General features: G+C 74.6%; 10 protein-coding genes. 4 read left to right on the forward strand and 6 right to left on the reverse strand.

The annotated features are described in order from the left end of the window. Positions 1-96 precede the first annotated feature (96 nt). Positions 97-825, forward strand: coding sequence for a GNAT family N-acetyltransferase (locus tag ACF08W_RS01590; RefSeq protein ID WP_392278022.1), 729 nt, complete (start codon positions 97-99; stop codon positions 823-825). 76 nt (positions 826-901) lie between these two features. Here the strand turns inward: ACF08W_RS01590 and ACF08W_RS01595 are convergent, their stop codons facing one another. Then, positions 902-1687 (reverse strand): response regulator, encoded by a 786-nt coding sequence (locus ACF08W_RS01595; protein ID WP_392278023.1) that lies wholly within the window; start codon positions 1685-1687, stop codon positions 902-904. Positions 1688-1838: 151 nt separating this feature from the next. Here ACF08W_RS01595 and ACF08W_RS01600 point away from each other — a divergent pair, with 151 nt between their 5' ends. Beyond that, positions 1839-2804: an ABC transporter ATP-binding protein gene (locus ACF08W_RS01600; RefSeq protein ID WP_392278024.1), complete on the forward strand. Its 966-nt coding sequence runs from the start codon at positions 1839-1841 to the stop codon at positions 2802-2804. Next, positions 2801-3637, forward strand: a complete 837-nt coding sequence (locus ACF08W_RS01605; RefSeq protein WP_392278025.1) for an ABC transporter permease — start codon at positions 2801-2803, stop codon at positions 3635-3637. Before ACF08W_RS01600 ends, ACF08W_RS01605 begins: the two co-directional genes overlap by 4 nt. A gap of 16 nt (positions 3638-3653) precedes the next feature. Here ACF08W_RS01605 and ACF08W_RS01610 read toward each other — a convergent pair whose 3' ends face one another. The 3 genes from ACF08W_RS01610 to ACF08W_RS01620 all read right to left on the reverse strand — a co-directional run bounded on the left by ACF08W_RS01610 (position 3654) and on the right by ACF08W_RS01620 (position 8848). Continuing rightward, positions 3654-5249 carry a sensor histidine kinase gene (locus ACF08W_RS01610; RefSeq protein ID WP_385209294.1) on the reverse strand — a complete coding sequence of 532 codons (1596 nt, stop codon included), beginning with the start codon at positions 5247-5249 and terminating at the stop codon, positions 3654-3656. A 64-nt stretch (positions 5250-5313) separates the two neighbouring features. Next, positions 5314-6876 carry a mucoidy inhibitor MuiA family protein gene (locus ACF08W_RS01615; RefSeq protein ID WP_392278026.1) on the reverse strand — a complete coding sequence of 521 codons (1563 nt, stop codon included), beginning with the start codon at positions 6874-6876 and terminating at the stop codon, positions 5314-5316. A 7-nt stretch (positions 6877-6883) separates the two neighbouring features. Then, a complete protein-coding gene (locus tag ACF08W_RS01620) occupies positions 6884-8848 on the reverse strand; it encodes a DUF4139 domain-containing protein (RefSeq protein WP_392278027.1) in 1965 nt (654 codons plus the stop codon). A 235-nt stretch (positions 8849-9083) separates the two neighbouring features. Here ACF08W_RS01620 and ACF08W_RS01625 point away from each other — a divergent pair, with 235 nt between their 5' ends. Then, positions 9084-9875 carry an SGNH/GDSL hydrolase family protein gene (locus ACF08W_RS01625; protein WP_352274614.1) on the forward strand — a complete coding sequence of 264 codons (792 nt, stop codon included), beginning with the start codon at positions 9084-9086 and terminating at the stop codon, positions 9873-9875. A 212-nt stretch (positions 9876-10087) separates the two neighbouring features. Here the strand turns inward: ACF08W_RS01625 and ACF08W_RS01630 are convergent, their stop codons facing one another. Both ACF08W_RS01630 and ACF08W_RS01635 read right to left on the reverse strand, forming a co-directional pair. Beyond that, the gene (locus ACF08W_RS01630) at positions 10088-11257 is read right to left on the reverse strand and encodes a glycosyltransferase (protein ID WP_385209303.1); all 1170 of its coding nucleotides are present in this window, start codon (positions 11255-11257) and stop codon (positions 10088-10090) included. Continuing rightward, positions 11254-12063, reverse strand: coding sequence for an alpha/beta fold hydrolase (locus ACF08W_RS01635; RefSeq protein WP_352274612.1), 810 nt, complete (start codon positions 12061-12063; stop codon positions 11254-11256). The genes ACF08W_RS01630 and ACF08W_RS01635 overlap by 4 nt, the downstream gene beginning before the upstream one ends. Between the last annotated feature and the right edge of the window lie 10 nt (positions 12064-12073).

Genomic DNA, 12073 nt, shown 5'->3' on the forward strand with positions numbered 1-12073 from the left:
CCCCGTCCTGGCCCCGCGGAATGACCTTACTGTGGACCCCGTCGGGGGCCGCGCGATGCCTGGCCCGGAAGAGCCGGACCACGCGAGGAGATCAGCATGTCCGCACGTCCCAACGAATACGGCCAGCCCGTCGGGCCCTCTCTGCCCGGCTGGACGGGCGTTCCCGCGCCCGGCCGGGTCACCCTTGAGGGCCGCTTCTGCCGGGTGGAGCCCCTGGACGTGGACCGCCATGCCGACGACCTGTACGCGGCTTTCGCCCTCGCGGAGGACGGCAGCGACTGGACGTACATGACGGTCGGCCCCTTCGACGGACCGGCCGACCACCGCGCCCACCTGGAGGAGGCGGCGCGGGCGGACGACCCCCTGACCTACGTGGTCGTGGACCTGGGCACCGGCAGGGCCGTGGGCACCCTGGCCCTGATGCGCCAGGATCCGTCCAACGGCGTCGTCGAGGTCGGCAGCGTCACCTTCTCTCCCCTTCTGAAGCGGACCCCGGTGTCCACCGAGGCCCAGTTCCTGCTGATGTCCTACGTCTTCGAGGACCTCGGCCACCGCCGCTACGAGTGGAAGTGCGACAGCCTCAACGCGCCCTCGCGCGGGGCGGCCCTGCGGCTGGGCTTCACCTTCGAAGGGATCTTCCGTCAGGCCGTGGTCTACAAGGGCCGCAGCCGCGACACCGCCTGGTACTCCGTCATCGATGCCGAGTGGCCGCGCGTCGGCACGGCGCTGCGGCAGTGGCTCTCGCCCGACAACTTCGACGCGGAGGGCCGCCAGAAGCGGTCCCTGTCCGACGTCCGTGCCGCCGACGGGGAACCGGGGCACTGACGCGCGTCCACCCCGTTCGGGGACGCCGAGTTGCACGCCGAGCGCCTGCGGGCCGGGTCCGGGCGCCCGGACCCGGTCACGCGGGGGAGCCCCGTCCGGTCGATCGTGCGACGGCCGCGGGGCCCTGGCCGCCGGTCCGGGGCGTCGGGCAGGAGAGCGGAGCCCGGACGCGGCGGACCACGCCCGCCTCGTGGGCGGTGATGGCGGCCTCGACCCGGTTGCGTACCCCGAGCTTGGCGAGGATCGCGCTCACGTGCGCCTTGACCGTGCTCTCCACCAGGAACAGTTCCGCCCCGATCTCGGCGTTGGACAGTCCGGCCCCGAGGAGGGCCAGTACGTCCCGCTCCCGCTTGGTGAGGTGCTCCACGGCCTGCCGCGACGGCGTTCCGTGCGCCGACCGGCCGGTACGCAGCGCGTTGATCACCCGCGCCGCCACCCTCGGCGAGAGGTAGGCGCCCCCGGCGGCCACCGCCCGTACCCCGTTGAGCAGCTCGCGGGGGTCGTCGGCCTTCAGCAGGAACCCGCTGGCCCCGTCGTGGAGCGCGCGGACGATGAACGCCTCCTCGCCGAACGTGGTCAGCATGATCACCGCCGCACCGGGGCGGTCGCGGTACATCCGCGCCGCCGCGTCCAGGCCGTCCAGCCGGGGCATCTGGATGTCCAGCAGGGTCACGTCGGGCCGGTGCAGGCGGGCCAGCTCCACGGCCGCCCGGCCGTCGGCGGCCTCCGCGACCACCTCCATGCCCGGATGCCGGGCCAGGATCGCGCGCACCCCGGAACGGATCATCGCCTCGTCGTCGGCGAGCAGGATCCGCAGCGGTCGCGCCTCCCCGGCCTCCTCGTTCTCCCGTGTCTCCCGCACAGGACGACCCTACGGGGTGGACGCGCCCTCCGGGCCGGTACCCGACGCCACCCCCGACGAAAGCAGGGGGTGCTCCCGGCGAACGACCGATGTGCCGGACCCGGTCGCTCCCTAGCGTGACGGGAGTACGAGCGAGTCGAAGGGACAACCAGTGATAAGCCTGCGAGGCCTGACCAAACGTTACGGCGGAACCGTCGCCGTGGACGGTCTGACCCTGGACGTCGAAGGGGGCCGGGTGACCGGATTCCTGGGGCCCAACGGCGCCGGGAAGTCGACCACCATGCGCATGATCCTCGGCCTGGACCGCCCGTCCGGGGGCGAGGCGCGCATCGGCGGGAAGCCGTACTCCTCCTTCCCGCACCCGGTCCGCGAGGTCGGCGCGCTGCTGGACGCCAAGGCGCTGCACCCGGGCCGCTCCGCCCGCGCCCACCTGGTGGCGCAGGCCCGCAGCAACGGTATCCCGCCGCGCCGGGTCGACGAGGTGCTGGAGACCGTCGGTCTGGCCGGGGTGGCGCACCGCCGGGCCGGGGCGTTCTCCCTCGGCATGTACCAGCGGCTGGGGATGGCGGGCGCCCTGCTCGGCGACCCGGGGGTGCTCGTCCTCGACGAGCCGGTCAACGGACTCGACCCGGACGGCGTCCGCTGGGTGCGCGAGCTGGTGCGGTCCCTGGCGGCGGAGGGCCGGACGGTCTTCCTCTCCAGCCACCTGATGAGCGAGATGCAGCTCACCGCCGACCAGTTGGTGATCATCGGCCGGGGCAGGCTCCTGGCCGACACCCCGATGGCCGAGCTGCTGGCCGGCGGCTCCCCGGCGTCGGTGCGGATCCGCGTCCCCGACCCGGACGGACTGCGCCTGCTGACCGGCCGGCTGCGCGAGGACGGCGGGGCGGAGGTGGAGACCACGGCCGACGGCGGGCTCGTCGTGAAGGGCCGCGCCGCCGGGGAGATCGGCGACCTGGCCCACCGGCTCGGCGTCCGGCTGCACGAACTGCGCACCGATTCGGCCTCGTTGGAACAGGTCTACATGGAACTGACCGCGCGGAGCGTGGAGTACGGGACGGGGAGCACGGGGACCGGCGAGGCCGGACCCGGCGAGAAGCGGGGAGCAAACGCATGAGCGCGGAACCGGCCGTCGCGGACGGCGAACGGCGGGAGCACCCGGACCGGGACCGCCCGGACCGCGGCCGTCCCGAACAGGGCCGTGGTGGCGGCGGGTTCGCCGGTGCGTTCGCCGCGGAGTGGACCAAGCTGTGGTCCCTCCGCACGCCCTACGTCTGCCTGGTCGCCGGTCTGGTCGTCACGGCGGTCTTCACCTTCTACTACGGGTCGATCGCCCGGATCAACGACAAGCCGGTCCAGCCGGTGGGCAACGCCCCGGTCTCCTCGGTGGCCCTCACCCAGTTCGTCCTGGTGGTCCTCGCGGTGACCGTGGTGACCAGCGAGTACACGACCGGCAGTGTGCGGAACTCGCTGCTGTGGGTGCCGGTCAGACACCGGGTGCAGGGGGCCAAGGCGCTGCTGAGCGCCGTGGTGGGCTTCGTGGCGGGCATTGTGTTCGGCGCGCTGGGCACTGCCGTGGCCTGGGGCCCGTTCCGGGGGCATGCCGAGTTCGAGGTGTCCGAAGTGGCCTCCCGGATCCTCGCCATGGGCGTCTACTGCGCCCTGATCGGGGTGCTGGCGGTGGGGGTCTCGTTCGCCGCGCGGGCCGCGGCGGGTGCGGTCGCCGTCCTCTTCGTCCTGATCACCGCGCTCCCCGCGATGCTGGTCGGGCTGGGCGGCCCGGTGCTGCTGGCCGTCAACGACTATCTGCCGCAGACCGCGGGCGGGTACTTCATGCTCGGTGACGGCAACGCCCCCTATCCGGCCCCGGTGGGCCTCCTGGTCCTGCTGGGGTGGACGGCCGCCGCCCAGGTGGCCGGTGCCTGCGTGCTCCGGCACCGGGACGCCTGACCCGGTCCCCGGGACGTCATAGCGGGCCGCCCGGTATGACGTCCTTGGCGACCAGCCGGCCATCGGAGAAGCACAACCGGTACAGGTCGGCCTGGTCGAGAAGGCTGCCGTTCGACCGGTAGAACACGCAGGTGCTGCCGTACGGGCGGGGGACCGCGCGTGCCGCGTCCGACGGGTAGCGGTATCCGCGCGGCGGCAGGAGACGGACGAGCTCGGCCCGGTCCTGGCCGATCCGGACGGCGGCGTAGTCCACCGGGCGCAGTATGCACGTCGACAACTGGTAGGCGAGGTATCCGGCGGCCGGCAGGACCGTCGCGGCGAGGGCCGCCGGGGCGACGAACGCCACCGCGAACCGCAGCCTGACCTCGCGCCGCGCGTCCCGCATCCGGCGCGCCGACTCCGCCCCGTCGTCGTGGCCGTCCGGTACGGCACGGTCCGGAGGCGTACCGCCCACCCGGTCCGGCATCACGGCGGTGACCCGGAACCCGTCCTCGAACGGTCCGGCGCGCAGCACCCCGCCGAGCGCGCCCACCCGTTCCCGCAGCCCGGTCAGACCCCGGTTGCCCGGCACCTGTCCGGGCAGCGGGCCCGCCGGAGGAGCCGCGTTGATCACGGCGACCTCGGTACGGCCGTCCGCATGGGCGATCCGGACACGTACCGCACTGCCGGGGGCGTGCTTCGCCGCGTTCGTCAGGGACTCCTGCACCACCCGGTACACGGCGTGTCCGACCAGCGGGGAGAGGGACGGGCTGTCACCCTCCCGGACCAGCTCCACCGCGACCCCGGAGGCCCGCGCCCGGTCCAGGAGCTCCTCGACCGATTCCACGGAGGAGTCCTCGGGGCCCGCGCCCGGTCCGTCGCGCAGCACCGTCACCGTCTCCCGCAGATGGTCGACGGCCTCCGACACCGTGCCGCGCAGCTCCGCCGCATCGGCACGGTCCCGGTCGGTCAGGTCCGGGGACAGTTCCAGGGCGCCCGCCCGCAGGGCGATCAGGCTCAGTACGTGCCCGAGGGAGTCGTGCATGTCGGCCGCGATACGCGTCCGCTCCCGCAGCCGGGCCTGCTCGGCGACGAACCGCTGCCGCTCCTCCAGGTTCCGTGCGAGCCGCCACCCGTCCGACACCAGGGCGCGCCGCGCCTGCTGGTAGCGGCCGACGAGCCACGGCACCAGCAGGACGACCGGCAGCACGGTGACCGCGTAGAACCACCAGATCGCGCCCTGTCCGAGCACCGCGCACACCGCGAGGTCGACGGCCAGGCACGAGGCGAGCACCACCAGGGGGACGCGCACCTCCCGCACCCGGGCGCCCAGCAGGCACGTCATCGCGCCGAGCCCCAGGGCGGCGGCGTTGGCCGGGTCCGAGGAGTCGGCCAGGCCCAGCGCGCACAGCCCGTTCACGGCGACCACGGCGGTGGCCGGCCACCGGCGGCTCGCCGGAACGGCCACCGCCAGGACGAGAAGGGGCGCCACCAGGTCCCGGACCGCCGAGGGGGCGAGCGCGGACCGGAAGTCCCACACCACCGCACCGGCCAGCGCCGCCCACAGCGCCGCGTCGAAGAGCCGGGCCCGCCCCGTCCTCGGCGGCGGCCCGGGGGGTGTGCCGCCGGTCATCGCCCTGCCCCGTCACCCGGCAGGTCCCGCCGCACCCGCCCGGCGGCCGGGCCCGCCAACGGGCTCACAGACCGGTGACCTTGGCACTCGCCACCAGTTCGTAGACCAGGGTGACGGTGCGTCGGCCGCCGGGCGGCAGGGGGACGGTCCAGTGGACGATGCCGTCGGCGTCGACCTCGTCCGGGGCAGGGGAGCAGGAGCCCTCGCGCAGCCGGACCTCCACCGCCGAGACCTCCGCGACCGGGATCCGTTCGCGGACGGCGACGGTGCGTTCGTCCCGCTCGCCGGGGGCCGAGAACCGGGACAGGTCGAGTCGGACGGTGCGGGTGACCACGGTGCGGTGGGTGAGGCCGGTGGTGTCGCGGGACTCCTCGGTACGGCGGACCACCCGGTGGTCGTCGCAGCTGCCGAAGGCCAGTTCCACCGGGGCGCCGGGGGCGGTGAACTCCAGGGTGCCGCGCCCGGCGAAGCCGCTGTCCCGGACCAGGTCCACGGGCCCGGCGAGCAGGGCGTGGCCGGACCGGTTGTCGAACCGCACCACCCGGGTCACCAACGGTGAGAGCTCGGGGACGCAGGCGTACTCGGTGGGCGCGTCCGTGCTGAACACGGAGACCGGCACCCGGTGGGCCCGGCCGTCGCCCGGCACCGAGACCGGTGCGGGGGCCCGCAGCACGCGGGTCTCGCCGCCGTCGTCGACCCCGGGCAGGCCGAGCACCGGGGCGGGGCCCAGGTCCGCGATCTCCTCCTCGCGCAGCTCCACCTCGACCGTGCGGCGCTCGTGCGGGGGTCGGTCCGTCAGGACCAGCCGGTCCTCGACCAGCCGGGGCGGCTCGGCGGCCAGGGACGAACGGGCCGTCGACAGGGTCAGCCGTACGTCGGACCAGTCCTCGCCGGTGTGCTGCCAGACCACCGCTTCGGTCTCCAGCGTCAACGTGTCCCCGTCGAGCACCGCGCGGTAGGCGGGCCGCCACAGGGCGCACGGGGTGAGGTGGCTCAGCCGCAGGGTGACCGGACCGGCCGCCTCCGCCGCCACGGTCAGCTCGATGTGGCCGACCAGCTCGGCCGGTTCCTCCTCGGCGAGGTCCAGCGCGTGCCGGGTCTCGGCGCGTTCGGCGGAGAGTGCCGTCAACCGGGCCTCGCAGGAGCGGAGTTGTTCGGCGTACGTGTCACGCTCCTCGTCGGCGCGGTCGAGCTCCCGCGTCCAGCGCGCGAGCTCGCTCTCCCCGGAACCGGCACCCTCGCCGATCTCCCGCAGCAGGTCGGCGGCGAGACGGCCGAGGACGTCGAGCCGGGTACGGAGCCGGTCGCGCCGCTGTTCCAGCTCGCGCTGCTCCGTCTTCAGGGCGTGGAGGCGGTGGCGCAGGGCGGAGTCGCCGTCGGCGGGCGGCCGGGGCCCGCGCGGGGTCCAGGTGCGGACGATCCGGGCGTCGAGCACGGTCGCGGGGGGACCGGAGACCAGCTCGGCGTGGAGGGTCCGGTCGACGGCCGCCGCGCCGACCGGACCGAGGCGCAGCCGCTGGACCCCGGCCGTCAGGTCCAGTACGGCGGTCCGCTCCACCTGGGCCCGGTCCTCCAGGCAGGTGACGGCGGTGACGGGCAGGGCGATCGGCTTCGGGGGCGTGGACATGGTGTGTTCAGCTCCTGCGGTTGCCGCCGGCCAGGGCCTTGCCGGCCGGGATGCGGATCTCGTAGCCGCCGTCGAGGGCGGCGGTGGTGCCCGGGGGCAGGTCCACACGCCAGACGCGGGTGCCCGGCGGGTGCGGATCGGGTCCGGCACCGTCCTCCGGGGCCGTCCAGCCGCCCCGTTCCTCGATCCGGACGTTCGGGTCGGAGGTGACCGGCACCCGCTCGCGCACCTCCACCGTGACCGGCCGGGCCAGCCGGTTGGCCAGTTCCACCTGGACGTGGTGGTCGAGCACCGTGGTCGTGCCGCGCAGGCCGGAGGTCGACTCGTCCAGCCGCGTGCGGCGGGTGACGCGGACGGCCTCCGCCGGGCCGAGCCCCATCCGGCGCACCCCGCCCGGGGCGAGCGTGGGCAGCGCGGCCGTCAGCAGGAACTCGTCGTCGGCGGTGACCTCCACCGGGCCGGCCAGCAGCGCCTGGTCGGTGGCGTTGGACAGGACCAGGGTCGCGTACACGGTCTGCTCCACGGACGGCACGCAGAGGTACTCGGTCCGCAGGCCGACCGGGATCTCCCCGACGGTGACGGTGTGCCAGGTGCCGTCGGACGGGATGTCGGCGCGGGCGGCGGCGTCGAAGCGGTGGTCGAAGGAGCCCGCCGACTCACGGGGCCTGACCGCGTGACCGGGCAGCGGCAGCCCGGCCACGGCCTCGGCGCGGCGGCGGTGTTCGGCCGTCACCGGGTCGAAGGCGGCGCCGGGGAAGAGCCTGCCCCGGCGTCCGCCCTGTTCGTCGGGGCCGTACAGGACGAGCCCGGCGTAGTCGAGTTCGGCGTCGCCGGGGCGCGGTGGTCCCGTCACCGGGGGAGGGGGCGGCGGTACGGCCCCGCCGGGCGCGGCCGGGGCGGCGGAGCGGGCGGCGGCCGGGGCGGCGCCGTACCCGCCGGCCATCGGGGCCCCGGTCGGCGGCGGGGGCGGCGGAGGCGGCGAGGACGGCCGTACGGATCCGGCTCCGACGGCCACCGCGAGGAAGCCCGCCGGTTCCGGGGCCGGCCCCGCCGCGTCGTAACCGGAGAACAGGTCGGCCAGCCCGGCCGGGGGTTCGCGCCAGCCGGAGGGCGCGGGGGCGGGCCGCCCGCGCCCGATCCGGAGCGAACGGAGCCTCGGCAGATCGGTACGTCGGCGGAGGTCGGCGGTGGCCAGGGCGATGCGCACGCCCGTCCAGTCCTCGCCGGTCCGCTGGGCGACCGAGGCGCGGAGCACCAGGCGTCCGGCGTCGTCGTCCTGACGGAGGCCCAGCCGGTACGTCGGCACCCAGACGGCGCCCGGCACCCCGTACTCCACCTCCACCTCGGTGGGGCCGTCCCCGGCACCGTCGAGCGTCAGGACCGCGCGGACCGTGGTGTCCACACCGGTCGACGGCGCGTCGGTGGAGGCACGTTCGAGGCGGTCCGCGGCGACGGTGAGCCGGTGCTCCGCCTCGCGCACCGCCTCCTCCAGCTCGACCAGGCGGGCGTGCAGCCCCGTCAGCCGCCCGTCGACGAAGTCGGCGAGGGCCAGCCAGGCATCGGCGGCGGTGCGGCGGTGCGGGTCCTCGCGCCTGCGGGCGGGCGGGACGGGCCGGAGCGCGGACACCTCCTCGATCAGGCCCAGTTGCCGGTCCCGGCGCCCGCGAGCCGCGGCGTACTCCTCGGTCAGCCGCTCGACCTCGCGCCGGGGTCCCTCGGGCACCTCGGCGCCGGACGGCTCGGCCCCGACCTCCACCCGGGCCCCGGTGACCCGCGCCCCGGAGTCCCCCAGGACCCGGACCCGCAGCGAGCCGGGGTCCAGCGAGCGGGGCAGGCCCGTCACCCGTATCCGGCCGTCCGGCGGCACACTGCCCCGGGCCAGGCGGCGGCAGAGGGCGCCCCGCGCGTACACCACGACCGAATCGAGGGCCGAGCCCCACTCCGGCAGCGAATCGAGCGAACCAGCCGTCATCCGTCCAGCCCCCCTTGACGTGTCCGTGTTGAGCGCAGCATAGGCGCCGCGGCCACCGGTCGGCCGGACACCCCCCGGACGCGCCGTGCGGCGCCGGGAACAGAAGGCATCCGTTCGGACGGACGTCATCGGGAGTTTTTGATTTTTCCGATGAATGGGTGTTCCCGACGCATTCACCGATGGTATTTCATGGGGGTCGGTAATTTCCTCAATCGGAGAGGGTCCCATGCGATCCATGAAGATCGTTCTCGGTATGGTTTCCGCCTTATTGGTCGGTGCGATATCAGCTGCCCCGGCACATGCGGCGGGCGGAAAGTACGTGGCGCTCGGCGACTCCTACGCGGTGGGCGTCGGTACCCGTACGTACGACAACTCCGGCGACGCCTGCCGCCGGGGACCGCTGGCGTACAGCAGGCTGTGGGCGGCCCAGCACACCGGCTACGCCTTCGTCGAGGCATCCTGCTCCGGCGACACCACCACGGAGCTGCTGGCCAACCAGGTGCCCCAGGTGACGGCGGACACCACCCTGGTGACGGTCCAGGTCGGCGGCAACGACGTGGGCTTCGTCGACGTGCTGAAGAACTGCATCCTCACCATCGACGACAAGGACTGCGTCGCGGGCGTCGAGGCCGCGAAGGCCGCCGCGACCGGCTATCTTCCGGGCCGGCTCCAGCAGGTGTACGCCGCGATCCGGGCCCGCGCCCCCCAGGCCCGGGTCGTCGTCGTGGGCTACCCGCGCCTGTACACCATCGGTGGCAGCTGCGGCATCCTCGGGCTGAGCGACAAGGAGCGCACGGCGCTCAACTCGGCGGCCGACACGCTGGCCGGCGTGGAGTCGGCGGCCGCCTCCGCCGCCGGGTTCACCTATCTCGACCCGCGGTCCTCGTTCGACCCGCACACCATCTGCTCCAAGGGCCCCGAATGGGTCACGAGCCTGGAGTGGAGCAAGCTGGACGAGTCCTACCACCCGAACACCGCCGGGCACCGCGACGGATATCTCGCACTGCTCAACGGTATTACCGGCTGAACCGGACTCCGCTGATTTCCGGCGCGGTGAGACCATGAAAAGGGCATGCGAAATTCAGTGGCCGCGGGAACGGGAATTGAAATACCGGCCCTCCTGGCGGGTGGAATTCGAAACGCCTGCCGTGGCGGGAATTCGGGAGAACGGATGAGGAGCGGGGCGGGGGTGTCCGGCCGGGCGGCCGGGCGCCCCCGCCCCTGTGGAACGGACGTGCCTCAGGACCGGCCGGCCACGGCGCTCTCCACCAGATCCGCGGCGGCCCGCCGGCCGCCCGCCGCCCGCAGCGAGCGGCCGATGGCCCGGGCGGCGGTGCGGTGGCCGCCGGTGTCGTCGAGCACGGTCTCCAGCGCCGTCCGCAACCGGGCCGCGTCGACCCGCCCGAACCGGACCCGGATCCCGGCGCCCGCCGCGACGACCTGCCCGGTGACGATCGGCTGGTCGTCCCGGATCGGCGCCAGGACCAGCGGCAGCCCGTGCCACAGCGACTCGCAGACGGTGTTGTGCCCACCGTGCGACACCACCGCCGACGCCCGTGCCAGCAGGTCGAGTTGGGGCACGTGGCCGCGGACCAGAATGCCGTCGGGCACCTCCTCCAGCAGGCCGCCCGGGTCGGTGACCACGCCCTGGACCCGGTCGCGCAGCCCGTCCAGGGCGGTGACCGCCTCCCGCAGGAAACGGCCCCCCGCGTCGGTGTTGGCGGTGCCCAGCGAGACCAGCACCAGCGCGCGGTCCCCGTCCAGCTCCTCCCACGGGAAGTCGCCGTCACCGGGGCGCTCCGCGATGACCGGGCCGACCAGCCGCACCCGGTCGTGCGGCAGCGGCGCGTCACCGATCAGCTCGCGCCCGGTGAAGGCCACCACTCCGTACGGGGAGAACCGCGGGTCGCCCTCGGCGGCGGGGTCCCCGATGCGGCTCCGCAACCCGGCCAGCAACTCCTCCAGCCACGCACCGATCTTCGGGAACGCGGCGAGCGGATCGACCAGTTCGGCCGAGGTGCTGGCCGTGCTGACGTACACGATGCCGCGCCGCTCCGCGACGAGCGCACCGGCCAGCGTGTGCTGGTCGGTGAGGACGGCATCGGGCGCGAAGTCGTCGACGGCGGCCTCCACGCCCGGGGCCATGCCCTCGGCCAGCGGGACGAAGAAGTTCTCCCACAGGAACCGGAACGCCGCCGGACCGGTCAGCCCCGGCGGCCGGACCATCCGCCCGTCGACCGGCATCGGGCAGTCGTAGATCCGCGCGTCCCCGCCCACGAGCCGCCCGAGCTGCTCGGCGTTCCCGCACCAGGCGACGGTGTGGCCGCGCCCGGCCAGCTCCTCGGCCACCCCGACCAGCGGGTTGGTGTGGCCGACGAGCGGCGGTACGACCAGCAGGAACCGTGTCACCGCGCGACCCCCGCCGGGGTGTGCTCGGCGATCCACCCCAGGATCAGGTCACGGGTGACGGCGGGCTGTTCGACCAGGACCGAGTGGCCCTGCTCCGGCAGGACCACCGTGCGGCAGCCGGCCACCCGCTCCTCCAGGTCCGGGACCTGGGCGCTGAGCCCCGACTCGTCGCCGAAGACGGCGAGCAGCGGGCAGGCCAGCGCGGACAGGTCGTCGTCGATGGTCCGGCTCAGCGGCACGTCCTCGGCGAGCGTCGTCGCCCGCAGGATGCGGCCCGCGTTGCGGGAGAGCCGGGCGGTGTGCGCGCCGTGGTGGGCGGCGATCCAGCTGATCGACTCCTCCAGGACCAGGTGCTCCTTGGCGTCCGCGAGCCCCGCCCGCATGTGCTCGTTCCACAGGGCGACCGGCGGTTCGGACTCGATCATGGTGATGGTGGCGACCCGGTCCGGGTACCAGGCGGCGAAACCGGCGGCGATCGTCCCGCCGAAGGAGTTGCCGACCAGGTGCACCCGGCCGGTGACGTCCAGCCCGTCCAGCAGCGCCGCCAGATCGTCGACGAACGCCTCCAGCCGGTAGCCGGTGGGCGGCCGGTCGCTGCGCCCGTGCCCGCGCAGGTCGTACATGACGACGTCGTGCCCGGCGGCGGCGAAGGCGGGGCCGAGCGTGAAGTAGTAGCTGGCGAGGCTGTCGGTGAGCAGCCCGTGGACGAGGACGACGACCTGGGGCTCACCGCCGTGGGCGGGCACGGCGGTGGCCGGTAACCGCTGTACGTGGGTGGTGATCTCGCCGGTACGGATCTTGGCCATGGGGGGTGGG

This window comes from Streptomyces sp. NPDC015144 (assembly GCF_043079735.1).
Classification (GTDB): domain Bacteria; phylum Actinomycetota; class Actinomycetes; order Streptomycetales; family Streptomycetaceae; genus Streptomyces.